We start from the raw sequence: 24667 nt of genomic DNA, 5'->3' as shown, positions 1-24667 counted from the left end.
ACCGGCTGGCCGTCGACCGGCCCACGCTCCGCGACCGGCAGGCCGGCACCGCGACCCCCCGCCTACACCTCCGGCACGGTCGCGGCGTGCGCCTCCTCGAGCGCGCTGAGCCGCGCCTCGTCGATCGTCGCCCCGGCCTCGCCGAGCCAGTTCGCCAGGAGCCGGTGCCCGTACTGCGTCATGATGGACTCCGGGTGGAACTGCACGCTGTGCAGCGGCAGGTCCCGGTGCCGCATCGCCATGATCATCCCGGAGTCCACGTGCGCGGTGACCAGCAGCTCGTCGGGCACGGTCGCCGGGTCGACGGTCAGCGAGTGGTACCGCGTGACGGTGAACGGGGACGGGATTCCGCGCAGGACGCCGGTGCCGTCGTGGGTGACGGGGGACGTCTTGCCGTGGAAGAGTTCGTCGGCCCTGACGACCGACGCCCCGAAGTAGTGGCCGAGGGCCTGGTGCCCCAGGCACACCCCGAGCAGCGGGACGCGGTGCGCGGCGCAGTGGGCGATGACGTCGAGGGTGCGCCCGGCCTGCGTCGGTTCGCTCGGCCCGGGGGAGACGAGGACGGCGTCGAACTGTCCGATGAGCGGCGCGAGCCCGTCCGGGCCGGCGGCGGGGTCGCCGAGCTCGGGGGCGTCGTTGCGCAGGACGGTGCATTCCTCGCCGAGCTGGCCCAGGTACTGGACCAGGTTGTAGACGAAGCTGTCGTAGTTGTCGATGACGAGGATGCGCATGGGCTCATCTTAACGGCCCCCTCCGCGACGACCGCGCCTGCGCGGCCACGCCGCCCTGCGCCCACGGCCACCCCGCCCCGCGCACGGCCACGCCCCCTCCGCGACGACCCGGTGTCCCCGGTCGCTGTCCGCCGCCCCTGCTAGGATGACGCTCGACAACCGGGTCGGCCGCACCCGCGCCGCGCCGCGGTCCGGCCGAGCCCTCCACGATCACCGTCCCCGGACGCGCTCCGGGACCCACACGTCAGTGAGGCCCTTCCATGCCAAAGTCCAAGATCACCGCGAACCAGGCCGACGCCGCCTCCGTCGCCTCGACGTCCGCCGCCTCGGAGGGCGGCCCGGATCGCCGGACGCCGGTCAAGCTGAACTCGACGGGGACGTCGCGCTGGTACCTCGTCCTCATGTTCGGGCTCATGCTGCTCGGCCTGGCGTGGCTCGTCGTGAACTACATCGTCGGGGACAAGATCGGGTTCTTCACCGAGCTCGGCGCGTGGAACTACCTCATCGGGTTCGGCCTGTTCATCATCGGCCTGCTCATGTCGATGGGCTGGAAGTAGCCCCCACCACGTAGCCCCCGCACGCCCCGGCCCGCCGCGGGGTCCGGGTCGCACGCCCGCCCCCGGTCGCACGTCCCGAGGTCGGGAGGGGGACGACGCCGTCAGCGTGTCCGCAGCAGCCGACCTCTCCCGAGGTAGAGCACCGCGCCGATGACGGCGCCGACGACCAGCCCCCCGATGTGACCCCACAGGCTGACCCCGGGGGACGCGAGCGTGAACACGAGGTTCACGATGATGAGCGTCACGGGACCGCGGAGGTCCTCCCGCCGGCTCGCCGACCGGGCGACGAGCATGGCGAACATGCCGTAGCCGATGGTCGAGGCCCCTCCCATCGCGGTGTACGGGTCCATGAGGACGGACCCGACGCTCCCGCCGACGGCGGTGAGCAACATCCCCACGGCCACGACCACACTGCCGTAGCTGCGCTCGAGGTCCCGTCCGACGAGGCCGATGAGCAGCATGTTGAGCACGATGTGGGTGACGCCGAGGTGGACGAGCGCGCTCGTCGCCAACCGCCACCACCCCCCGGCCTCGACGGACGGGCGGGTGACGACGAGGTCCCACGCCAGCGGGCTCCCCGCGGCCGGGGCCGTGAGACTGCCGGACTGCGCGGCCGTGACGAGGTACACCACGACGCACGCGATGATGAACACCGACGTCGCGGGTGCCCCGGACACCCAGTGGCGGATGCGGTCCACGGGGGCCTAGGAGGCGATGTCGACGGACTCGATGACGACGTCGTCCGTCGGCCGGTCGCCCCGGGCGGTGGCGACGCGGGAGATCTTCGCGACGACCTTCTGGGAGTCCTTGTCCGTGACCTCACCGAAGATCGTGTGGTGGTTGTTGAGGTGCGGCGTCGGCGTGACCGTGATGAAGAACTGGGAGCCGTTGGTGCCCGGGCCGGCGTTCGCCATGGCGAGGAGGAACGGGCGGTCGAACTGGAGGTCCGGGTGGAACTCGTCCTCGAAGCGGTAGCCCGGGCCGCCGGTGCCGGTGCCGGTCGGGTCGCCGCCCTGGATCATGAACCCGTCGATGATGCGGTGGAAGATCGAGCCGTCGTAGAACGGGCCCTCCTGAGTGCCGGAGGCGTTCGGCTGGGAGTAGTCCGCGGTGCCCTCGGCGAGACCGATGAAGTTCTTCACGGTCTTGGGGGCCTGGTCCCCGTAGAGGTCGAGGACGATGTCCCCGTGGTTGGTGTGGAGGGTCGCTGTCGCTGTCTTCTGAATAGTCACGCGCTCGAGTGTACGACACGCCCCGGACACGATGCGCCGTCTGTGGATACTATTGCGGAAGGACCGTCGGCACCCTGGACGCGCGCCACCCGACAACCGGACGGGCGCGCCCGCGGTGTGCCGCACACCACCTGCACGAACCGACACCCAACGAGGAGAGCCCGGCCCATGAACCCCACCACCCTCAAGCTCGCCTTCACGGCGGCGAAACAGTTCAGGTCGTGGAACAGTGACCGCCGCCAGCGCGTCCGTGACCGCGACTTCGACTCGCTGGACGCCCTCCGTCGCCACCTCGCGAGTGACGAGGACCGGGACGAGATCATCCGCCGGTCCCCCGCCCACATCCGGGCCGTCGCCGAGCGCATGATGCAGGAGGACGGCGCCGCGAAGGCCCTGGACAAGGCGAAGGCGAACCGGATCGCCACCGGTGTCCGCCAGGCCGTCGACGGCGATCAGGGGAACGACGGACGCACCAGCGGCCGGGGCGATGAGGCGGCCGGTATCGCCGGTGCCGGGACCCGCGAGAACGGAGGCACGAAGGTGAAGACAGACACGAGGACCACGGAGACCGGGGACGTCCCCGGGGCGCCGGAGAAGGACAAGAAGTCGGTGAAGCTGTCGAGGAAGGCGGACAAGGCCCGCCGGAAGGCCGCGAAGGCCGGCTCGAAGGCGGAGAAGGCGGAGCAGAAGGCCGTCAAGCGTCTCCACAAGGTGACGAAGAAGGCCAGCGGCAACGCCTCGGACATCCGCCGCGCGCTGGAGTCCACGCTCGCCGGTGGGGCGGGTGTCGCCGGCGTCGCCGGGGCCGCCGCGTCGGCGAAGGACGGGGCGAAGGACGCCGGGAAGGACGCGCGGAAGGCCGGCCGGAAGGCCGGTGACGCCGCCGCGGACCGGGCCGGGGAGCTGCGCTCCTCCGCCCAGGACGCGCTGAGCTCGGTGCGCGACACCGTCGGGTCCGTCGCGTCGACCGTCGGCGACCGCGCCCAGGACGCCGCCGGCACGGTCGTGTCCCGCGCGGAGGACCTGCGCGACGACGCCGCGAAGGCCGGGAAGAAGGCGCAGAAGAAGGGCCGGAAGGCCGCGAAGAAGGCGGAGAAGCGGTCCGGCAAGGCCACGGCCTCCGCCCGCAAGGACGCGGAGAAGGCGGCGAAGAAGGCGAAGAAGAAGGGGCGCAAGGGCCTCAAGGAGGCACGGGCGCGGCGCGCGGAGCTCCGTGACGAGATCCGTTCGGCCGTGGAGTCCGCCACCGACGAGTTCCGGTCCCGCACCGGCGAGGCCCGCTCGGAGCTCGAGGACCGCACCCGCGACCTCAGCAAGCGCGCCCGGAAGGCCCGCGCGAAGGCGGAGAAGAAGCTCGAGAAGAAGGGTGGCCGGGCCGGCCGGAAGGCCCAGCAGGCCGTCGACCGGGCCCAGTCGAAGGTCCCGTCGAAGGCGCAGGTCAAGGCGCTGAAGAAGGCCGACCGGAAGAAGAAGCGCTCCGGTGGCCGGCGCGGGCTGCTCCTCCTCGCGCTGCTCCTCGCCGTCGGCGGCGGGCTGTTCTACGCCCTGCGCGAGAAGAAGCAGCAGGTCGCGTCCGGTGCCCCGCGGGTCGAGGACCACACCGGGTCGGGTGTGACCTCCGGGTCGCGGTCGACGACGCCGTCCTCCACCTCCACGACGTCCACCACCTCGGCGACCTCCGGGGCGGGCACGTCCGGGTCGGCGTCCGGCGCGTCGTCGACGTCGTCGACGGCCGGTGCCCCCGGGCAGACGTCCGCCGCCGGTGGCGCCGCGGCGCCGGGCTCGAACAAGCCGGAGGCGAAGCTCAACCAGGAGGCGAAGGACGCCGCGCCGAAGACCTCGGCGGAGAAGTCCTCCGAGGCCGGTGCCGCCCCGTCGGCTCCGTCGGCCCCGTCCGCCCCGGCCCCGGGTGCGCCCGGCGCGCCGTCCGCCCCGGGTGCCCCGTCCGCCCCGAAGGGTGACCAGGGCACGAAGGACCAGGAGAAGGACCAGAAGGCCGACCAGGCCGGCACGGACCAGAAGGACCAGAAGGCCGAGGGCTCCACGGACACCCCGAACGACGAGGGCGGCCGCCACCGCCTCTGACCGGCACTGACCAGCGCTGACCGGTTCTGACCGGCACCGCCGGCTCCCGGCCGACCGGCCGTTGACCGGCACGCCATGACCGCCGACCCCACCCCGGGGCCGGCGGTTCGTCGTCTCCGCCGCCGTCACCGGGCCGCCCGCCGGGCCCCCCGCGCCCTCGCCCTCGGCGAGCGCGTCGTCTCCGCGGCCGTCGCCCGCGGCTACAGTGGACGGCGATGGACGACACCGGGCGCAGCACAGACATCCTCATCATCGGGGCAGGTCAGGCGGGCCTGGCCGTCGCCTACTACCTCCGGCGGGCGGCCCGCCGCGACGGCCCAGCCGCCCCGTCGTTCGTGCTGCTCGACGCCCAGTCCCGCCCCGGCGGCGCGTGGCGGCACTACTGGGACAGCCTCGAACTGTTCTCCCCCGCTGACACGACCGTGCTGCCGGGCATGCGGATGCCCGCCCACCACGGACCGGGGAACCCGCGGGGGCGCGACGTCGTCACCTACCTCACCACCTACGAGCAGCGCTACGACCTGCCCGTCCGCCGGTCCACCCCGGTGACGGCCCTGCGCGCGGAGGCGGACGGCACGTGGACCGCGCGGACCCCCCGCGGCGACTGGCACGCTCGTGTTGTCGTGAGTGCGACGGGGACGTGGACCCGCCCCGCGTGGCCGTCGGCCCCTGTCATCCCCGGTCAGGAGGACTTCCGGGGCGCGGTGACCCACACGGTGCACTACCGGTCCCCGGCACAGTTCGCCGGGCAGCACGTGGTCGTCGTCGGGGGCGGGAACTCGGGCGCGCAGATCGCCGCGGAGCTCTTTCTCGACGCCCACGTCCGCGTGACCTGGGCGGCGCACCGGCCGCCGGCGTTCATGCCGGACGACGTCGACGGCCGCGTCCTCTTCGACGCCGGTGCCCGCCGGGCCCTCGCCGCCGTCCGGCGTCAGTCCCCCGACGACGCGGCGCGTCCCCGGACGGCCGGGGACATCACGGGGGACATCGTCGTCACTCCCCCGGTCGCGGCGGCGCGGTCGGCGGGGCTGCGCGCGGTCCCGCTGGACTCCGGGCGGCTCCTCGACGACGCGGACGTGCTGCTCCTGTGCACCGGTTTCCACCCGGAACTCGGGCACCTGCGCTCCCCGGAGGCGCGGCTGCCGGACGGGTTCACCCTCGACCCGCACCCGCGGACGACCGCCGCGGAGCCGACGCGCTCGGCGGAGGCGGAGGGGTTGTACTTCGTGGGCTACGGCGACTGGACCGGGCCGGCGAGCGCGACGGTCACCGGGGCGACCCGCACGGCCCGTCCGGCGGCGGCGGACATTCTCGCGCGGTGGGCGTCGGACCGGCCCTGACGGCGTCGTCCCCTTACCCCCGGGTCGCATGTACCCCGGATGTGGACTTTATGTCTCCGTTCCACCACACCGCCTCCCGCTCCGGGAACTCCGGACGCAGCCTGCGGGAACCCACCCCCTTCACCGAATTGACATAAGTGGTGGTACCCTCCCTGGCTGTGATCGGAAAAGAGCTGCTCCGGAAGGTCTCTTCCTTTGTCCTGGTGGGCATGGTCGGCGCAGCAGTAGATTTCTCCGTCAGGAGCCTGCTCCTGCATGTCGGTCTTCCGGGAATCCCGGCACGGGCCGGCAGCTACATCTGCGGAAGTGCTGTCGCATACTACTTGAACAGCTATTTCACTTTCAACGGGGTGAGGTCACGAGAAGAAAAGTTCAAGGCCGCCGCGTCCTATCTTGTGTGCTTTCTGACCGCTGTTGCTGTCTATGACGCCATGCGGAGAGCGTTGACGGAGAGCGCGGCTGATCTTTTCTGGTCGTGGTTTGTCTCGCAGGCCGCGGCCACGTCACTGAATTTTGTCATGCAGAACGTCTGGGTCTTCAGGACCCGGGACGCGTGACCGCCCCGGGGGTCTGATCGCGGGGCCGGGTCCGGGTACGGACCCCTGGCTCCTCGCGGGGCCGGGTCCGGGTGGGGACCCCTGGTTCCTCGCGGGGCCGGGTCCGGGTGGGGACCCCTGGTTCCTCGCGGGGCCGGCGTCGACCCCCTACCCCCCCCGGAGCGGAACGGCGACCCCCTACCCCCCGGCGCGGAACTCCGCCTCGATCTGTTCGAGCGGCTTGTCCTTCGTCTCCGGGACCTTCAGCTGGACCCACACGACGGCGATGACCTGCGCGACGATGAAGATCGTGAGGGTGAGGGAGAACCCGATGCCGTCGACGAGCGGCGGGAACAGCAGCGCGACGAGGAAGTTCATCGTCCACTGCGCGCCCGTCGCCACGCCCATCGCGGCCCCGCGGACCTGGAGCGGGAAGATCTCGGACATGTAGAGCCACGTCATCGTGCCGATGCAGCACTGCATGATCCCGACGAACACGACGATCGCGCCGAGCACGATCCACCGCTTCGCCGGCTCCGCGTCCGGCATGAACGCCGAGACGAGCGCGATGACGCTCAGTGACACGATCGTGCCGCACAGGCCCGTGGTGAGCAGCCGACGCCGCCGCACCCGCCGGGTGAGCACCATCGCCAGCAGCACGCCGATGACGCCCGCCAGCCCGATGAGCAGGTTCACGACGAACGCGGTGTTTCCCGTGAAACCTGCGTCCGTGAGGATCGAGACGCCGTAGTACTGCACGACGTTGATGCCCGAGATCTGGTTGATGATCGCCATCCCCACGCCGACCCACAGGATCCGGCGGATCCACGGCTGCGTGATGATGTCGCTCAGCCGCCCGCTCGCCGCGCGCGCGTCCTGCTCCGCCATCTCCCGGACGTGGGCGACCTCCTCCGAGTCGGGGTGGTCGAGGGGGTCAGAGGTGTCGACGCTGCTCTCCGCCCCTGCCCCCGCGGGACGTTCCCGCAGGGCTGCGTTGCTCTCCGCCCCCGCCCCCGCGGGGCGTTCCCGCAGGTCGGCGAGCACGTGGAGCATCTCGTCGACCCTCCCCTGCCGGGCGAGCCACCGCGGGGACTCCGGGACGACGGACATGGCCGCCCACAGGGCCACCGCCGGGATGAGGCACACGGCGAGCATCCACCGCCACGTGCCGGGCGATTCACCGCCGTGCGCGCCGGCGATGACCGCGTTGATGGAGAAGGCGAGGAACTGGCCGAAGACGACCATGAACTCGTTCTGCGAGACGATGCGCCCGCGCAGGTGCGGCGGGGCGAGTTCCGCGAGGTAGACGGGGACGGTGACGGACGCACCGCCCACCGCGAGGCCCAGCACGATGCGGAACAGTGCGAGGACCCACCACGTCGGGGAGAGCACGGACCCCAGCGCGCCGAGGGTGAACAGCACCGCCACGCCGACGACGACCCTCCGCCGGCCGAGGCGGTCCCCGATCGGCCCGCCGAACACCGCCCCCGCAATCGCGCCGAGCTGCAGGGCCGACGTGACGACCCCCTCGAACGCCCCCGAGATCCCGAGGTCCCCCGTGAGCGACGGCAGGGCGCCGTTGATCACACCTGTGTCGTAGCCGAAGAGCAGTCCGCCGAGGGTGAGGAAGGACGTGACCAGCCAGAACCGTGTGCTCGGCCGGCTTCCGCCCGTCCTCACGCGGACGCTGTGATGGTCGTCAGCGCCGGAAGTCGTCATGATTCCACACCGTACCCCCGCGTGCGGGGGCCGGCGGGGCGGCGGTCAGGCGACGCGGCGGGCCGGCAGCACCAGAGACCCGAGCGCACACGCGGCGAGGAGCACGGAGGCGAGGAGGAACGCGTTGCCGTACCCGCCGGAGATGAACGGGGCGACGATGACCGGGCCGAGGATCTGCCCGATGCCGTAGACGGTGGTCATGCGCGCGGGTGCGCTGGGCATCCGCAGCGCGTTGGCCTCGCCGATGGAGAGCTGGGTGATCCCCATGAACGTCGCGCCGAACAGCGCCGCGGAGATGAACGCCGCGACCGCGTTGCCGGTGAGCAGCGGCAGCAGTGCCGAGACGAACTGGATCACGTAGGCGGCGGTGAAGGTCGTGCGCGCGGTGGTGGCGAGACGGACCCGCCGCCACAGCGCCGGGGAGACGACGGCGGCGAGGCCGGCGACCACCCAGACGCAGGTGGCGATGCTGCTGCTGCCGGTCGCCTCCTTGACGATCGCCACCAGGTACGTGCCGATGATGATGTAGCCGGCGCCCTCGAGGAAGTACGTCACGAGCAGGGCCCGGCGGCTGCGGGTCCGCACGCGCTCGGCCTGCGGATCCTGCGGCTGATCCTCGTCGGCGGAGGCGTCGTCGGACGGAGAGGTGGCGTCGTGACTGTCCAGACGGAGTGCCCAGGCGGGGACGGTGAGGACGGCGGCCAGGACGGCGGAGGCGTACCACGTGCCCTCCCAGCCGACGTTGCCGAGGATGAGGACGAGCAGGCCGGACAGGCAGATGCCGGCGCCGACGCCGCCGTAGGCCAGGCCCGGGTTGCCGCCCCTGCGGCCGATGTCGATCGCGGCGTGCGACAGGCAGACGAACACGAAGGCCGACGCGAGTCCCGAGATCAGGCGGACCACGCAGAACCACACGACGCCCTCGGACCAGGGCATGGCCGCCAGGGTCACGACGACCAGCACGAGTGACACCCGCAGCAGCCCGGTCGTGACCCACGCCGGGCGGCGGGAGAGCAGGAGTGCGCCGAGCAGGTAGCCGACGTAGTTCGCCGCGGCGATCCAGGAGGTCGACGACGGTTGGAGGGCCAGCGCGGTGGCCATGAGCGGCAGGATCGGGGTGTAGACGAATCGGCCGATGCCCATCGCGACGGCGAAGCCGGAGGTGACCTGGCCCGTCAGCGCGCCTGCGTGTCTGTTCGTCGTGGTGTCAGTCATGCGGGTTCCCTTCGTTGTCGTCCGGGGTGTGCGTCGTGGCCCGGATCTGTGTCTCCTCCTCCGCCCGCTCCTCCCGGGCGATCTAGGAATAATTAATGTGGCTTGCCCCACATTATCGCCTCCGGTGGGGCAGCCCGCCACCGCTCGGCCACCCCCATGTGACCCGCGCTGCAGGCCCGGCGGCCCCAACGCCCCCACGCTTCCCGCCCCGCGCCCCGGCGCGGTCCCGATACGCCGAAGGGCACCTCCCCGTGACCGGGAAGGTGCCCTTGACCTGTTGTGGAGCTAAGGGGAATCGAACCCCTGACCTTTGCATTGCGAACGCAACGCTCTACCAACTGAGCTATAGCCCCTTGTTCCGTCTACATGATACACACCCCTCCCCGCCCCAAAAAAATCGCTGGTCAGCTGCCGGGACTGCCCCGCACAGACGCCGCCGGGACCCCGCGCAGACTCCGCGCCCACGCACACGCCCCACTGAACAGTGTCCGCCCACCCGGCTGACGCCCACACCGAACCCCGGCACACGCCTGTCGGATGTCGACAACTGGCAGTCCCAGGTCAATTTCACCCCGATTTTTGACCTGCAACTGCCAGTCACCACCATCCCGGCGACGATTGTGACCTCCAGCTGCCAGTCACGAACCTCCACGCGCGCCGACACACGCACACGGCACCCACACGCATCCCGTCTCCCCGCCACCGCCGGCATCCCCGCGCACATCACCGCCCCATGCCCCCACCGCGACAACAAAACCGCCCCCCGGGATCCCGGGGGGCGGTCTGTGGACGTTGGAACTCTGGTGGAGCTAAGGGGAATCGAACCCCTGACCTCCTGCTTGCAAAGCAGGTGCTCTACCAATTGAGCTATAGCCCCAAAGTCCGTTGGTGGGCCTAGGAGGACTTGAACCTCCGACCTCTTCGTTATCAGCGAAGCGCTCTAACCGCCTGAGCTATAGGCCCGTCGAACACGGATGAACTCTACCGACCCCCCGGAATTTCCACAAACCAGCTGGTCAGGGGGCAATTCGAGGGTTCCGGCAGAGCCCTCCCGGAGGGCCGGCGGGAGTCACCGGTGAGGGGGACGACGCCACCCTCCCGCGACCCACCACCCCGCCACCGCGGGGCCGACGCCGCGGGCGGGCGCCGACCGTCACCGTGCGGTGTCGGTGCCGGCTCCGCTCGCGTCGTCGCCGCCGGTCGGACGGCCCCACGCGGCGTCGTCGGCATCCGTGTCCGCGCCGGTCTGGGCAGCGTTGTCGGCGGCACCGTTCGCGACACCATTCGCAGCGTCGTCCGCACCGGTCTCCGCCACGTCACCGGCCGCGTCCCGGTCGGCGGCGGCGGGGACGGCGTCGCCGCTGAGGGCGTCGTCGACACCCGTGGCGACCTCGACCCGCAGCCCGCCGACGATCTCGGCACAGGCGTTGTAGATGACGGCCACGACGGGCGCGAGGACGGTGAACACGATGACCTCGAACACCCCGACCGCGATGACGGCGCCGAGGACAGCCGCCACCCCGATGTCGCCGAAGCCGGTGACGTCCCCGAGGATGCCGTTGAACCTGTCCCACACACCCGTGACAGACATGAGGATGAACACGAGCACCGCGGCGATGAACCACACCGCGAACAGGCACACCGACAAGGCGAAACCCATCCGCAGGGCGCTCCACGGCGAGACCCGCCGGATCTCACGCATGCGTGTCACGACCGTGCCGGAGGTGGCGGCGGTGGTCACGTCGCCGGCGCCACCGTCAGCCGTACCGCCGGTCCCGGCGACACCGCCGGCGCCGCCGTCAGCCGCGCCGCCGTGACCACCCTGACCACCGTGACCACCGTGACCACCCTGGCCCACGTCGGGCCGGGTGCTCATTAGTCACCGTCCTTCGGGTCGAGCAGTCCGTCGGCGGTCTGCTGGGCCTCTTCCTCACCTTCGCCCTCGACGTTGCGGTCGATGGCCAGGAGCTGCACGTTCTTCGCCAGGTCGACGAGCCGCACGCCCATCGTCGCCCGGGAGGACTTCCGCACCTGCTTGACCTCGGTGCGGATGACCCCGCCGGCGCTGGTGATGGCGAAGATCTCGTCGTCCTCACCGACGGCGACGGCACCGATGAGCTTGCCGCGCTTCGGGTCGTACTTGAACGTCACCACGCCGAGGCCGCCGCGGCCCTTCGACGGGTACTCCTCCATCGGCGTGCGCTTGCCGTAGCCGCCGGAGGTGGCGACGAGCAGGCAGCTGTCGTCGCTCACGACCGTCAGCGCGAGCAGCTGGTCCTCGCCGCGGAAGCGCATGCCCTTGACGCCGGCGGTCGCGCGGCCCATCGGCCGGAGCGTCTCGTCGTCGGCGGTGAAGCGCATCGCCTGGCCCTCCTCGGAGACGAGGAGCAGGTCGTCCTCACCGGTGCACAGCTGCGCGCCGATGAGCCGGTCGCCGTCGTTGAGGTTGATCGCGATGAGCCCGCCGGAGCGCGCCGTGTCGTAGTCCGTGAGCCGGGACTTCTTCACCCGGCCGTGCGCCGTGGCGAGCACGAGGTACGGGGCGTCCTCGAAGGACTTGATCTGGATGACCTGCGCGATCTGCTCGCCGGGCTGGAACTCCAGCAGGTTCGCGACGTGCTGGCCGCGCGCCGTGCGGGAGGCCTCCGGCAGTTCGTAGGCCTTGAGCCGGTACACGCGGCCGTAGTTCGTGAAGAACATGATGAGGTCGTGCGTCGAGCAGACGAAGAAGTTGCGGACGACGTCGTCCTGCTTGAGCTCCGCCCCGCGCACACCCTTCCCGCCTCGCTTCTGGCTGCGGTAGGCGTCGACCTTCGTGCGCTTCGCGTAGCCGGTGGACGTGATCGTGACGACCACGTTCTCCCGGGCGATGAGGTCCTCCTCGGAGACGTCGCCGGAGGCGGCGACGATCTGCGTGCGGCGCTCGTCACCGTACTTGTCGACGATCTCCGTGAGTTCGTCGCGGACGATCGCGCGCTGGCGCTCCGGGGAGGCGAGGATCTCCTTGAGGTCCGCGATGGTGCGCTCGATCTCGGCGAGTTCGTCGATGATCTTCTGCCGCTCGAGGGCCGCGAGGCGGCGCAGCTGCATGGCGAGGATGGCGTCGGACTGGATCTCGTCGATGTCGAGGAGGTCCATGAGGCCCTCGCGGGCGATGTCGACGGTCTGGGACCGGCGGATGAGCGCGATGACCTCGTCGAGCGCGTCGAGGGCCTTGACCAGGCCGCGGAGGATGTGGGCCCGCTTCTCCGCCTCGTCGAGCCGGTACTGGGTGCGCCGGATGATGACGTCGATCTGGTGGGCCGTGTACAGCCGCAGCATCTGGTCGAGGCGCAGGGTGCGGGGCACGCCGTCGACGATGGAGAGCATGTTCGCACCGAAGCTCGTCTGGAGCTGCGAGTGCTTGTAGAGGTTGTTGAGGACGACGCGGGGCACGGCGTCGCGCTTGAGGGTGACGACGATGCGCATCCCCACGCGGTCGGAGCTCTCGTCGTCGATCTTCGAGATGCCCGCGATCTTCCCGTCCCGGACCTGCTCCGCGATGGAGCTCACGAGGTTGTCCGGGTTGACCTGGTACGGGAGCTCGGTGATGACGATCGTCTGCCGGTTGTGGTCCTCCTCGATGGAGGTCACGCCGCGCATGCGGATGGAGCCGCGGCCGGTGGTGTAGGCCTCCTTGATGCCCTTGTCACCGACGATGAGCCCGTGCGTCGGGAAGTCCGGGCCCTTGACGCGTTCCATGCAGGCGTCGAGCGTCGTCTGCTCGTCGGCCTCGTAGTTGTCGAGGATCCAGTAGATCGCCTCGGCGAGCTCGGTGAGGTTGTGCGGCGGGATGTTCGTCGCCATACCGACGGCGATGCCGCCGGAGCCGTTCATGAGCAGGTTCGGCACGCGGGACGGGAGGACGTCCGGCTCGGTGGTCTTGCCGTCGTAGTTCGGGCTGAAGTCGACGGTGTTCTCCCGGATGTCCCGGACCATCTCCATCGCGAGGGGGGTGAGCCGGCACTCCGTGTACCGCATCGCCGCGGGGCCGTCGTTGCCGCGGGAGCCGAAGTTCCCCTGGCCGTCGACGAGCGGGTAGCGCATCGACCACGGCTGCGCCATGCGGACGAGGGTGTCGTAGATCGCGCTGTCACCGTGCGGGTGGTAGTGGCCCATCGTCTCCGCGACCGGGCGGGCGGACTTCACGTAACTGCGGTCCGGCCGGTGCCCGGAGTCGAACATCGCGTAGAGGATGCGCCGGTGGACGGGCTTCATGCCGTCCCGGACCTCGGGCAGTGCACGACCGACGATGACGCTCATCGCGTAGTCGATGTAGCTGGACTGCATCTCCTCGCGGAGGTCGATCGGTGTGATCCGGTCGTACAGCGTCTCGCCGCCGCCGGTGGTGTCGTCGCTCACGTGGTGCGAACCTTTCTGATCGGGTGTCCCTGGGACGGTCCGCGTGGCCGCCGGTGGCCGGGGCCGGCGGGCGGCCCCGGTGGCGGGTCGTCGCCGCCGTCGGGGTGCGCCCGGCGCCGGTCCCGGGCCGGTCGATGACCGGAGGTCACGACGCTGTGCCCGCAGGTCCGCCCACGGGGGCCGGTCCTGACGCGCGGACTGTCAGACCCGTCCATTCTAGCTGTCAGGGGCCCGTTCCGGCGTTCCCCCACCCGGGTGTGGTATCACTCTGGTACCACTCCGGGGGCGTCCCCGCGCCTCCACGTCTCCACGGGTCCGGCGGCTCCCGGGCATCCGCCCCGCCGAGCCGGCGCACACCCGCCCCAACGACCCAGCGCACACCCTCCCCAACGACCCAGCGCACACCCTCCCCAACGACCCAGCGCACACCCTCCCCAACGACCCAGCGCACCCCCCCGCCGACCCGGGACACCGGAAAGGACCCTCCCCATGGCCATGACCCTCCGCCTGACCCCCGACCAGGACGCCGCCCTCACCCTGCTCGCCGAGGCCCAGGGTGTCTCGAAGCAGGAGGCCGCGGTCCGGGCGATCGTCGACCGCGCGGCGCGGACCGTCCGCAGCGCTGAGCTGCGCACCCTCGCCCGCGCGGAGGTCGCCGGCTACCGCGCGGCGGACAACAGGGTCCGGCGCGAGCGCTGACCTGCGGGGATCGACGACTCATGGACACCACCGATCTTCTCGTCATCGCCGACGAGGTGTGCGACGCCGTGCACACGCGCATTCGTTCGCTCTCCGCGCTGTCGGCCGTCGCCGCGGTGACGCACTGCACCGTCGACGGCATCCCGGTCCACGGGACGGTCGAGCAGCGCCGCGCGGATGTCGTCGAGACGGTCCGGCGGATGCAGCCGCTCGTGACGCACAATGCGTTGTTCGCTGAGGTCGTCGTCGCCCTCCTCGACCGCGACTGACGGCGCGGCCGTAGCCCGGCCCAGGACCCCGAGCTCTCCCCGGGGTCCCGACAATGTTTCACGTGAAACCGCGCCCCGCGCGCTGCCGGCGTTTCACGTGAAACCCTCCCCCATACGCCCCGACATCAGCCGAAGGCGCTCATGCCGTCAGCCGGATGCACCGGCGAGGTCAGCGGCCGTTCCGCTCCCGGGCCGCGGCGCCCTCGTCGATCTGGGCGCAGAAGCGGATGAGCCGGTCGCCGACGATCTGCGGGTCCCGCGCCCAGCGGTTGTGGCCGAGGTCGCCGTCGAGCTCCTCGACCCGCGCGAAGGTCTTCGGCAGCAGGCGGCCGTACTTCTCGGCGGACGCCCACGTGCAGTCCTCGTCGTTCCGGAACCGCGTGAGCAGGACTGGGACCGTAGTCGCGCGCATGGCGAGGACGTAGTTCCGGTCCGCGTCGTGCAGTCCCTCGAGGGAATTCGTGCGGGCGAGTTTCGCCCACTCGGCGAGGTGCATCCCGGACTGGCGTCCGTAGCCGATGACGTCGAGCGGGCCGTCCGTCCACCGGCCGGTGATCTGCGAGTACGCGCCCATGAACTGGGAGCCGAGGAGGAACTTGATCCGCGCCGAGCCGCTGAAGGTGCGGTACCACGGGGTGCCGGAACCGACGCCCATCATGCCCCGCACGTTGAGCTCGCGGGCTTCCGGGCGGGAGAGGAAGATGCCGCCGACCTGGCCGCCCATCGAGTGCGTGAGCAGGACCGTCGGGTGGTCGGCGGGCAGACCGAGTTCAGCCTTCGCCGCCCAAATCTCCATCGGGTAGTCCTCGGAGGCCAGGTGGTGGTAGCCCCACCGGTGGCGTCGCGAGGCGACGGCCGTGCTGGCCCCCTGGCCCCGCAGCTCACCGATGGCGACGGGCATCCCCCGCTCCGCGAGGTAGCGGGCGATGGGGCGGTAGTACCGCCCGCCGACGCCCAGCCCCGGCCAGATCATGACCAGCGGCCGGGAGGTTCGGGTGGCGTCGTCCTCCGGCGCGAAGCACTGCACCGGGGTGACGGACGCATCCGGCAGGGTCACGCGGGTGACGGTCATGACCGGCCCGGTCGTGTCCTCGCGGTCCGTCATCACACGTCCAGGAAGCGCACGTCGCGCGCGTTGCGGGTGATGAAGCTGCGGCGTGCGACGACGTCGTCACCCATGAGGATGCTGAACATCTCGTCGGCCGCGGCGGCGTCGTCGAGGGTCACGCGACGGAGGATGCGGGTCGACGGGTCCATCGTCGTCTCCCACAGCTCCTTGGCGTTCATCTCGCCGAGGCCCTTGTACCGCTGGATGCCGTCGTCCTTGTTGATCTTCCGGCCCTCCGCCAGGCCCTCCTTGAGCTGCGCGTCCCGCTCCGCGTCCGAGAACGCGAACCCGGGCTCGCCCTTGCCCCACTTGAGCTTGTACAGCGGCGGCTGGGCGAGGAAGACGTGGCCCTCCTCGACGAGCGGGCGCATGAAGCGGAACAGCAGGGTGAGCAGGAGGGTGGCGATGTGCTGACCGTCGACGTCGGCGTCGGCCATGAGCACGATCTTGTTGTACCGGAGCTTGGAGATGTCGAACTCGTCGTGGATGCCGGTGCCGAGCGCGGTGATGATGGCCTGGACCTCCGCGTTCTTCAGGACCTTGTCCAGGCGGGCCTTCTCCACGTTGAGGATCTTGCCGCGCAGCGGGAGGATCGCCTGGTACATGGAGTCCCGGCCGGACTTCGCGGAGCCACCGGCGGAGTCACCCTCCACGATGTAGAGCTCGCTCTTCCCCGGGTCCTTGGAACGGCAGTCGGCGAGCTTGCCCGGCAGGCCGCCGAGGTCGGTCGCGGACTTGCGCCGGACGAGGTCGCGGGCCTTGCGGGCGGCGACGCGGGCCTGGGCGGAGGACACGGCCTTGGAGACGATGGCCTTCGCCTCGGCGGGGTTCGCGTCGAGCCAGTCGGAGACGTGCTCGTTGACCATCCGCTGGACGAAGCCCTTGATCTCGGTGTTGCCGAGCTTCGTCTTCGTCTGCCCCTCGAACTGCGGGTCGCCGACACGCACGGAGATGATCGCGGCGAGACCCTCACGGCAGTCGTCGCCGGTGAGGTTCGCGTCCTTCTCCTTGAGCAGCTTGTGCTCCTTGGCGTACCGGTTCATGAGGGAGGTCAGCGCCGCGCGGAAGCCTTCCTCGTGCGTGCCGCCCTCGATGGTGTTGATGGTGTTCGCGAAGGTGTGGACGGACTGCGTGTAACCGGAGTTCCACTGCATCGCGGCCTCGACCTCGTGGTCCTCGCCGGCGGCGTCGAACGTGATGACCGACGGGTGGATCGGCGTCTTCGTCCGGTTGATGTGCGCGACGTAGTCCTTGAGCCCCTCGGGGTAGTGGAACGTCCGGGTGCGCTTCCGCGGGGCGGTGCGCTTCGCCTTCTCCTGCTCCTCGGCCGCCTCGTCCGCCGCGGTCTTCGGGGCGTCGGCGTCCTCCGCCGCGTTCTCCAGGTCCTCCTCCTCGACCTCGAGCACCCGCTCGTCGGTGAGGGTGATGGTCAGGCCCTTGTTGAGGAAGGCCATCTCCTGGAGGCGCTTGGCGACCGTGTCGAAGTCGAACTCGGTGGTCTCGAAGATCTCCGGGTCGGGCCAGAAGCGCTGCTTCGTGCCGGTGCCCCGCGCGTTCTTCAGCTCCTGGAGCTCCTCGGGCACGGAGTTGTTGAACTCCTGGTACCAGAGCTTGCCGTCGCGACGGATGTACGTCTCGACCTTCGTCGACAGGGCGTTGACCACGGAGATGCCGACGCCGTGGAGGCCGCCGGACACCGCGTAGGAGTCGGAGTCGAACTTGCCGCCCGCGTGGAGCTGGGTCATGACGACCTGCACCGTGGGTACACCGGAGGCGTGCATCTCGACGGGAATGCCACGGCCGTCGTCGACAACCTCCACTCCCCCGTCCTTCAGCAGGGTGACGTCGACGGTCGTCGCGTACCCTGCCATCGCCTCGTCGACGGAGTTGTCCACGACCTCCCAGATCAGGTGGTGGAGACCACGTACACCGGTCGAGCCGATGTACATGCCGGGCCGCTTGCGGACCGCCTCAAGTCCTTCGAGGATCGTGATGGATGACGCACCGTAATCGTTCTTGACTGCTTCAGCAGCACTCACGTCGAGTTCCGCTCCTTTGCGATTCGCTCTCGTAACCCCACCATCATACCTGCTTGACGGCCGGACAGGGCATGTTTGGCGCGGTCACCGCCCCCGGGCGCGCCGGCGGCCGCACCCGTCGACGCCCGCGGTCGGCCCGCGGCACGCCGCGGCGGGCCGTCACCCGTACGTGTCCCGCGGCCCCCGCCCGGACACGTGGAACTTCCCGTGCCGCCAGCTCGGCGGTCGCGGACCGTAGATCTTCAGCTGCGCCACGATGTCCGGCCCGATCCGCTGCGCGATCGTCTGCAGCACGGTGCGCTGCATGTACCGCAGATTCGTGGCCCACGCGGTGGAGTCGCACTCGATGTGGAGCTGCTTCTCCTCCTCCTTGTACATGACGATCGTCGTGTGACTGGCGATGGTGGGTCCGACGATCTCCTCCCAGTGGTTCTGCAGGGTCCCGGCGGCGACGCGCTTGCCCCACCCACGCCTCCGGATCTCCCGTTGAACGAGGTCACTGAAGGATCCGGGGTCGCGGTAACTCCGGTCCAGGCGCCCGTCGAACCGGGTCTTCATCCGCGCGGGTCGCCGACCCCGGCGGCGGGCACCCCCGGTCGGCCCGCCGGTGTTCCACGTGAAACCATCGCGGTCGGTCGCCCCGGCCGCGCCACCGGTCATCCCCGGGACACCGCCCGGTCCGCCATTGCCGTTCCCGTCGGCGCCACGGGCACCGGCCTCGCGGGCGCGGAGCCGCCGGATCTGGGCCATGGCCTGCGCGATCGGATCCGACTCCGCCGCCGGGACATCCCCGGTCGCCGGCGGTGTCGGCCGGTCCGCGTCCCCACGCGGGGTGCCCGCATCATCACCGTCATGCGTCATCGTCGGCCTCCTTCCCCGCTGTACCCGTTGTCCCGTCGGCACCGCGTTCGCCGTCGGTTCCGTCAGTTCCGCCCGGCCGCTCCGCCGGACCCTCGGCAAGTCCCTCCGCGGGGCCCTCCTCCGGGTCGATCTCGGAGATCCGCCCGTCCGCGGTGACCCGCGCGCGCACCGGGTGGAACGTCGCGATCGCCCGCAGCTCATCGGGGATGTCCTCGTCGACGGCGGCGGTGATGAGCACCTGCTCCGCCTCCGCGGCGAGTTCCACCAGGTGGCGCCGCCGTGCCCGGTCCAGTTCGGCGAAGACGTCGTCGAGAATGACGACGGGCTCCGTCCCGTCGGCCCGGTGCAGCTGGAACGCGGCCAGCCGCAGCGTCAGGGCGTAGGACCACGACTCGCCGTGACTGGCGAAACCCTTCGCCGGCCGGTCGCCGAGCATGAGCACGACGTCGTCCCGGTGCGGCCCGGTGAGCGTCGTCCCCCGTTCGATCTCCCGGTCCCGGCGCTCCGCGAACCGCCCGAGGAGCGTCGCCTCCGCGATCTCCGGGGTGACCAGCGCCGGTTCCCGGTCGGGTGCGGACGATCCGAGCATGATCCCCAGGTCGGCGAGCGCGTCGTCGACCGTGGACGTGTAAGCCAGGTGCGCCGGCCGGGACTCGGGGGCGATGCGCTGGTACGTCGCGGCGACGTGGGGGCTGATGTCGTGCACGACCTGCATGCGCGCGGACATGATCTGCCCGCCGAGGCGTGCGAGTTGCGCGTCCCACACGTCGAGCGTGGCCAGCGCGGCCTCCCCGTCCTCGGTCATGTACCCGCTGCGCAGCGCCATCGACGACCGGCGGAGCAGCGCGTTGCGTTGCCGGAGCGCGCGGTCGTAGTCCGCCCGGACCCCGCCGAGCCGCGGGTAGCGGGCGACGGTGATCTCGTCGAGGAACGCCCGCCGCTGCTCCGGTTCACCGCGGACGAGCGCGAGGTCCTCGGGTGCGAACAGGGTGGTCCGGACGATGCCGAGCAGGTCCCGGGGGCTGCGGCAGGCCGTGCGGTTCACCGCCGCGGAGTTCGTCCCGTGGGCCTTGACGACGAGGTGCGCGGTGAGCTCCCGACCGTGGTTCACCGCTGTGGCGGAGAGCACGGCCTGGCGTTGACCGTCCCTGACCAGCGCGGAGTCCTGGTTCACCCGGTGGGAGCTGAGGTGCGCGAGGTAGCCGAGTGCCTCGACGATGTTGGTCTTGCCGTGACCGTTGGGTCCGGAGAACACGGTGACCCCCGGTGTGAGGTCGAGGTCGAGCGATCTCCAGGACCGGAAGTCGCTCAACCGCAGCGAGCGAACGAACATCCGGGCATCAGCCCGGCAGTCGCACTGGCATGAGCAGGTACGTGAAGTCCGTCTCCGGCGTCGGGAAGGTCCCCTCGGCGGACTGCTCCGGCAGGGACTCCGGCTCGGGGACCATGATCGCCGGCCGGGACGGCTGCGTGAAGCCGAAGACGACCTTCTCCGTGTGGACGGCCGCCAGCCCCTCCTTGAGGTAGCCGGGGTTGAACGCGATGAGCAGCGGCTCCCCGGAGAAGGTGCAGGGCAGCTTCTCCTCGGCGGAGCCGACGTCGCTCCCGCCGGCGGACAGCGTCACCGACCCCTCCTCGAACTGCATCCGGATCTGGGAGTTCCGCTCGGCGACGAGGGACACGCGCCGGATCGCGTCCTGGAGGGGGGAGATCTCGACGCTCGCCACCGCGGTGTGCTCCTTCGGCAGGAGCGGACGGAACTTCGGGAAGTCCGCGTCGAGCAGCCGAGTCGTGGTGTGGCGGGTCTCGGTGGAGATGCCGAGCATGCCGTCGCGGCCGATGGATTCCCCGGTCCCGACCGCGATCTCGACCGGCTCACCGGTGTTGTTGTCCAGCGTCCGGGCGGTGTCGGCGAGGGTGCGCGCGGGGATGAGCAGCTCGGCGGTCGCGTCGGCCTGCGCCGGGGTCCAGTCGAAGGTCCGCACCGCGAGCCGGAAACGGTCCGTCGCGGCGAGAACGACATGTTCGCCGTCGATCTCCATGCGGATGCCCGTGAGCATCGGCAGAGTGTCGTCCCGGCCGGCCGCGACCGCGACCTGGCTGATGGCCTCGCTGAACAGCGACGGGTCGATCGTGCCGGTGACCTCGGGCAGGTCCGGGAGCACGGGGTAGTCGTCGATCGTCATCGCCGGGAGCTCGAACCGGGAGCTTCCGCAGGTCACAAGGACCTTCGTGCCGTCGTAGTCGATGTTGATCGGCTTCGCGGGAAGGGAGCCGATGATGTCCGAGGCGAGCTTGCCCGCCACGAGGATCCGTCCCGGCTCCGAGACCTCGGCGGAGATCCGCACCCGGGTCGAGACCTCGCGGTCGAACCCGGAGAGCTGCAGTCCGTTGTCGTCGGCGTCGATGAGCACGCCGCGGAGGATCGGCTGGGTGGGTTTCGACGGGAGGCTCCGGGCGACCCACGCCAGGGCCGAGGCGAAGTCGTCCTTCGCCACCGTGAAGCTCACGACCTGCTGTTCCATGCTCACGCAGTTGTCCTTCGTCGATCGTCCGTCGTCTGTCATTCCCCCGGGAGCGGTGCCGTCCGCGGCACGGAGGACGGGGATCCGCCGTGACGCCCGGGAGGGCACCGGGCCGGGACCTCGGGCGGGAGGAGCCGGAAACAGCTGTTGACCTGCACTGTCACCGGATCCTCGACGCCCGGTCGTCCCGGCGGACCGGGTCCTGTCGCTTACACCGGCGGCCGGTCGTTCGACCGCTGCGACACGCCTCCGGTGCGTCTCGAGGTTCGTGGAATTACACCCTAGCCCACGCCACGGACGGTGGGAAGCGGTACGGCGAGGGGTGTGGGATTCCGGGACGACGGCCCCCTCGTGGTCCGTGACCGGGCGACGGCACCGGGGGTCGGCGTCGGGGTCCGGTGGTCCACGGACCGGTCCGGTGACGAACGACAGAAATCCGCTCCGGATCCCCGGCCCGTCGGTCCGCGTCCGCGGCCCGGCCGCCGGGTCCGGCGAACCGGTCCACCCACAGCCCCTATTTCTGTTGTTTGAGTACTTGAGAGAAGAACGGCAGTAGCAGTAGGTCCTGTGGATCCTGTGGATGACACCGGGTGCGGGCCGGTCAGCGGTTCGCGCGGCATGTGTGATTCGGGTGGACACTCCTGTGGACAACCACGTCCGGCTGTGGATGGTTTCGGCTGTCCGTGATCTGTCCACATTCGGTCCACCGTCAGGGTCACAGCGGACCCCGGGGTTGTCCCCATGCGGCGTCCTGGTGTTTTGCGGTGTAATTACACGCCTGTGAGCTGCTGAAACAGTCCCCGGGGCGGACGGGCGGACCGCCCGGGCGGAACACTCGGTGCCCCTCCGGGGGACCCGTCGTGGCGTCTCCCGGAGTCGCGCGTCGGGGTGGGCGGCCCCGCGTGAGGGTGTGGATAACCGGTGCCGCGCGGGGGTGCGTGGCGGGTGTGATCCGGTGCGCCCGGGATCCCCTGCCTGCCCCGGCGCACCGGCGGGCCGGACAGTGCGACGGCGGGGCGCATCGTCCGGGCGGGGCGAGTACGAATCACACGAATTCCACCGCTGTAATTACACGCCTGTGGATAACCCTGTGGAATTGTGGAGAACATGGTTCCCGGCCCCCGTGACGGGGCGTTGACCTGGGACGACGGCCGGGTGTCGGTGGAGGCGCGGGCGGCGGAGGGGGACGTCGTGACCCGTGCGACCCCTCATGACAGGAACCGGTGAGCGTCCCTCCCCGGCGGTGTGACTCCTCTCCCCCGGCGTGCCCCGCCCCGACCCGTGGTGTCGGCGGCCCCCGTACGTCGCCCCGCCCCTGTGCGCCGGGCAGTCACCCGTGCCCCGCCCCGACGGGATCGGAGCTCCGCCCGTTCGTGGGGTCCCGCCCGGTTCCCGTCCGCCGGTCCGCGGCGCCCCGCCCCGTACGCCGTCCCGCCCCCACCGGCCCCCGCCGACCCCCGCCGGCCGCTCCCCCTCCCGCGCTACTGGCGGGCGCGGGCCTTGATCCGCTGCGTGAGTTCCTGGACCTGGTCGAAGGTCTTGCGGTTCTCCTTGATCGTCCCGCGGATCTTCCGTTCGGCGTGCATGGCCGTCGTGTGGTCCCGTCCGCCGAATGCGGCGCCGATCTTCGGCAGCGACAGGTCGGTCAGTTCGCGGCACAGGTACATGGCGATCTGGCGGGCGTTCGTGAACTTCCGGGTCTTGCCTTTCCCGACGAGCTCGTCGACGGTGAGGTCGAAGTACCCGGTGACGACCTCGATGATCATCTGCGCGGTGATCTCGACGTCGGAATCCTCGGGCATGTGGTCCTTCAGTGCCAGAGCCGCGATCTCCCGCGTGATCGGCACCCCCTCCAACGAGCCCTTCGCGAGGACGCGGACGAGCGCACCCTCGAGTTCGCGGATGGAGTTCTCGTACCGGCTCGCGATGAGCTCGAGGACGTCGTCGGGCAGTTCATTGCCCTCCATCTGCGCTTTCTTCGACAGGATCGCCATGCGGGTCTCCAGTTCCGGCGTCTGCACGTCGGTGATGAGCCCGCCCTCGAACCGGGTGCGCAGCCGGTCCTCGAGGGTCGTCAACTGCCACGGCGGCCGGTCGGACGACAGCACGATCTGCTTGTTCGACTGGTACAGCGCGTTGAACGTGTGGAAGAACTCCTCCTGGGTCGATTCCTTGCCCTGGAGGAACTGGATGTCGTCGACGATGAGCATGTCGAGATTCCGGTACCGGCGTTTGAACGCCTCGCGGTTCTCGTCGCGGATGGAATTGATGTAGTCGTTAGTCAGTTCCTCGCTGGACACGTACCGCACGCGCAGTCCCTGGTAGAGCTCCTGCGCGTAATGGCCGATCGCGTGCAGCAGGTGCGTCTTGCCCAGCCCCGACTCACCCCAGATGAACAGGGGGTTGTACGCGCGGGCGGGTTGCTCTGCCACGGCCCGGCACGCGGCGTTCGCGAACTGGTTCGACGACCCCGTGACGAACGTCTCGAAGGTGTACTTCGGGTTGAGGAGGGTCTCCGCCGGGTCGGTCCGCCTCGGGATCCCCCGGTTCGACGCCGCCCTCCCCCTGTCCTCGACGTTCCCGTACCGCGGGGCCGTGAGCCGCTGCCATTCCCGGGGGGCCGGCGACGGCGCGGGCGCCGGGTTCCGGTCCTGGCGCGGGCGCGGGTCCGCCGCCGGGGGCGGGGTCGCGGACGTGCGCGGGGCGGGGGCGTCCCCGTAGGCGGCGGGACCGGGCTGGTCGGCGCGGGTGTCGGCGTACCCCGGCGACGCCGGGCGCTGCTGGTCGGGACGGGCCTCCGGGTACCCGGAGGTGGTGGGCCGCTGCTGGTCGGGGTGCGTGTCCGGGTACCCCGGGGCCGGACGGTGCTGGTCCGGACGGTGCTGGTCGAGGTGGGTGTCCACCTCCGGTGCGGGCGCGGGTCCGGCGGCGTGCGCCGGGTCGGACGCGGACCCGTGGGCGGGTGACCGGCGGGTGGGGTCGGACGGCGCGGGACCCTGGGCGGCCGGACCCGGATCCCCCGGGTGACCGGCGGGGACCTCGGCGTCGGCCCCCGGGGCGACCGGCTCCTGGTGCACGCTGAGCGACAGGGTCACCGGGGTGCCGACGACCCGTCCGAGCACGGTCTTGATGTCCGTGGCCAGCCGCGACTCGACGGTGCTCTTCGCCATCTGGTTCGGGGTCGTGAGCACCGCGATGCCGTTGACGAGGACGACAGGCGTGATCTGGCGCAGGACGCTGCGGGCGCGCGGGGCGAGCGCCGGGTACTCGGGGTCGCCGGGGTCGGCGTCGAGCCACCGCGAGATGAGCTGGGCCCAGACAGCGGGGAAGTCGGCGTCGGGGGCGGTCAT

Annotated in this window: 19 protein-coding genes, 3 tRNA genes and 1 pseudogene; 7 read left to right on the top strand and 16 right to left on the bottom strand. The window is 70.9% G+C overall.

Features of this window, described 5'->3' with window-relative positions; genetic code table 11:
- Nucleotides 1-62: 62 nt before the first annotated feature.
- Nucleotides 63-731, bottom strand: coding sequence for an aminodeoxychorismate/anthranilate synthase component II (locus CBOVI_RS00115; protein WP_010271468.1), 669 nt, complete (start codon nucleotides 729-731; stop codon nucleotides 63-65).
- Nucleotides 732-991: 260 nt separating this feature from the next.
- Between CBOVI_RS00115 and crgA the strand changes: the two genes are divergently transcribed.
- Nucleotides 992-1288, top strand: coding sequence for a cell division protein CrgA (gene crgA, locus CBOVI_RS00110; RefSeq protein ID WP_010271470.1), 297 nt, complete (start codon nucleotides 992-994; stop codon nucleotides 1286-1288).
- Between the two features lie 101 nt (nucleotides 1289-1389).
- On the opposite strand, the gene CBOVI_RS00105 is transcribed toward crgA, so the two are convergent.
- Nucleotides 1390-1986 (bottom strand): rhomboid family intramembrane serine protease, encoded by a 597-nt coding sequence (locus tag CBOVI_RS00105; protein ID WP_010271472.1) that lies wholly within the window; start codon nucleotides 1984-1986, stop codon nucleotides 1390-1392.
- Nucleotides 1987-1992: 6 nt separating this feature from the next.
- Nucleotides 1993-2520 carry a peptidylprolyl isomerase gene (locus CBOVI_RS00100; protein ID WP_010271474.1) on the bottom strand — a complete coding sequence of 176 codons (528 nt, stop codon included), beginning with the start codon at nucleotides 2518-2520 and terminating at the stop codon, nucleotides 1993-1995.
- 168 nt (nucleotides 2521-2688) lie between these two features.
- On the opposite strand from CBOVI_RS00100, the gene CBOVI_RS00095 reads away from it, so the two are divergent.
- The 3 genes from CBOVI_RS00095 (at nucleotide 2689) to CBOVI_RS00085 (ending at nucleotide 6502) form a co-directional block, all read left to right on the top strand.
- Nucleotides 2689-4605: a hypothetical protein gene (locus CBOVI_RS00095; RefSeq protein ID WP_043362299.1), complete on the top strand. Its 1917-nt coding sequence runs from the start codon at nucleotides 2689-2691 to the stop codon at nucleotides 4603-4605.
- Nucleotides 4606-4820: 215 nt separating this feature from the next.
- Nucleotides 4821-5945: an NAD(P)-binding domain-containing protein gene (locus tag CBOVI_RS00090; RefSeq protein ID WP_010271480.1), complete on the top strand. Its 1125-nt coding sequence runs from the start codon at nucleotides 4821-4823 to the stop codon at nucleotides 5943-5945.
- Nucleotides 5946-6103: 158 nt separating this feature from the next.
- A complete protein-coding gene (locus tag CBOVI_RS00085; RefSeq protein WP_010271482.1) occupies nucleotides 6104-6502 on the top strand; it encodes a GtrA family protein in 399 nt (132 codons plus the stop codon).
- 177 nt (nucleotides 6503-6679) lie between these two features.
- Here the strand turns inward: CBOVI_RS00085 and CBOVI_RS00080 are convergent, their stop codons facing one another.
- The 7 genes from CBOVI_RS00080 to gyrA form a co-directional block, all read right to left on the bottom strand.
- Nucleotides 6680-8200 (bottom strand): MFS transporter, encoded by a 1521-nt coding sequence (locus CBOVI_RS00080; protein ID WP_125186335.1) that lies wholly within the window; start codon nucleotides 8198-8200, stop codon nucleotides 6680-6682.
- Between the two features lie 45 nt (nucleotides 8201-8245).
- Nucleotides 8246-9415, bottom strand: coding sequence for a YbfB/YjiJ family MFS transporter (locus CBOVI_RS00075; RefSeq protein ID WP_010271488.1), 1170 nt, complete (start codon nucleotides 9413-9415; stop codon nucleotides 8246-8248).
- Between the two features lie 280 nt (nucleotides 9416-9695).
- Nucleotides 9696-9768: transfer RNA gene (locus CBOVI_RS00070), tRNA-Ala, on the bottom strand.
- 448 nt (nucleotides 9769-10216) lie between these two features.
- A tRNA-Ala gene (locus CBOVI_RS00065) sits at nucleotides 10217-10292 on the bottom strand.
- Between the two features lie 9 nt (nucleotides 10293-10301).
- Nucleotides 10302-10378 (bottom strand) — tRNA-Ile (locus CBOVI_RS00060).
- A gap of 190 nt (nucleotides 10379-10568) precedes the next feature.
- Complete coding sequence (locus CBOVI_RS00055) at nucleotides 10569-11291, bottom strand: DUF3566 domain-containing protein (RefSeq protein WP_010271493.1); 723 nt, start codon at nucleotides 11289-11291, stop codon at nucleotides 10569-10571.
- A complete protein-coding gene (gene gyrA / locus CBOVI_RS00050; RefSeq protein WP_010271495.1) occupies nucleotides 11291-13816 on the bottom strand; it encodes a DNA gyrase subunit A in 2526 nt (841 codons plus the stop codon). Before gyrA ends, CBOVI_RS00055 begins: the two co-directional genes overlap by 1 nt.
- Before the next feature lie 489 nt (nucleotides 13817-14305).
- On the opposite strand from gyrA, the gene CBOVI_RS00045 reads away from it, so the two are divergent.
- Both CBOVI_RS00045 and CBOVI_RS00040 read left to right on the top strand, forming a co-directional pair.
- Nucleotides 14306-14515: a CopG family transcriptional regulator gene (locus CBOVI_RS00045; RefSeq protein ID WP_010271497.1), complete on the top strand. Its 210-nt coding sequence runs from the start codon at nucleotides 14306-14308 to the stop codon at nucleotides 14513-14515.
- Nucleotides 14516-14535: 20 nt separating this feature from the next.
- Nucleotides 14536-14784 carry a hypothetical protein gene (locus CBOVI_RS00040; RefSeq protein WP_010271499.1) on the top strand — a complete coding sequence of 83 codons (249 nt, stop codon included), beginning with the start codon at nucleotides 14536-14538 and terminating at the stop codon, nucleotides 14782-14784.
- A 169-nt stretch (nucleotides 14785-14953) separates the two neighbouring features.
- Here the strand turns inward: CBOVI_RS00040 and CBOVI_RS00035 are convergent, their stop codons facing one another.
- From CBOVI_RS00035 to dnaN, 5 genes are all read right to left on the bottom strand, one after another.
- Entirely contained in the window at nucleotides 14954-15889 is a 936-nt protein-coding gene (locus tag CBOVI_RS00035) for an alpha/beta fold hydrolase (protein ID WP_010271501.1), read from the bottom strand.
- A complete protein-coding gene (gene gyrB, locus CBOVI_RS00030) occupies nucleotides 15889-17931 on the bottom strand; it encodes a DNA topoisomerase (ATP-hydrolyzing) subunit B (RefSeq protein ID WP_029157957.1) in 2043 nt (680 codons plus the stop codon). Before gyrB ends, CBOVI_RS00035 begins: the two co-directional genes overlap by 1 nt.
- Nucleotides 17932-18090: 159 nt before the next feature.
- Complete coding sequence (locus CBOVI_RS00025; RefSeq protein ID WP_010271445.1) at nucleotides 18091-18792, bottom strand: DciA family protein; 702 nt, start codon at nucleotides 18790-18792, stop codon at nucleotides 18091-18093.
- Nucleotides 18782-20125 (bottom strand): DNA replication/repair protein RecF, encoded by a 1344-nt coding sequence (recF, locus tag CBOVI_RS00020; RefSeq protein WP_010271442.1) that lies wholly within the window; start codon nucleotides 20123-20125, stop codon nucleotides 18782-18784. Before recF ends, CBOVI_RS00025 begins: the two co-directional genes overlap by 11 nt.
- Nucleotides 20126-20132: 7 nt before the next feature.
- Nucleotides 20133-21317, bottom strand: coding sequence for a DNA polymerase III subunit beta (gene dnaN / locus CBOVI_RS00015; RefSeq protein WP_010271440.1), 1185 nt, complete (start codon nucleotides 21315-21317; stop codon nucleotides 20133-20135).
- A gap of 1098 nt (nucleotides 21318-22415) precedes the next feature.
- On the opposite strand from dnaN, the gene CBOVI_RS00010 reads away from it, so the two are divergent.
- Complete coding sequence (locus CBOVI_RS00010) at nucleotides 22416-22544, top strand: hypothetical protein (RefSeq protein WP_010271436.1); 129 nt, start codon at nucleotides 22416-22418, stop codon at nucleotides 22542-22544.
- Between the two features lie 254 nt (nucleotides 22545-22798).
- Here the strand turns inward: CBOVI_RS00010 and dnaA are convergent.
- Nucleotides 22799-23833: pseudogene (gene dnaA / locus CBOVI_RS10885) on the bottom strand (chromosomal replication initiator protein DnaA); the annotation flags it as partial.
- Nucleotides 23834-24667: the final 834 nt, after the last annotated feature.

This window comes from Corynebacterium bovis DSM 20582 = CIP 54.80, from assembly GCF_030408615.1.
In the GTDB taxonomy this organism is placed as follows: domain Bacteria; phylum Actinomycetota; class Actinomycetes; order Mycobacteriales; family Mycobacteriaceae; genus Corynebacterium; species Corynebacterium bovis.
Note: the sequence above shows the minus strand (reverse complement) of the source record. Positions and strands in the feature narration are given on the sequence as shown.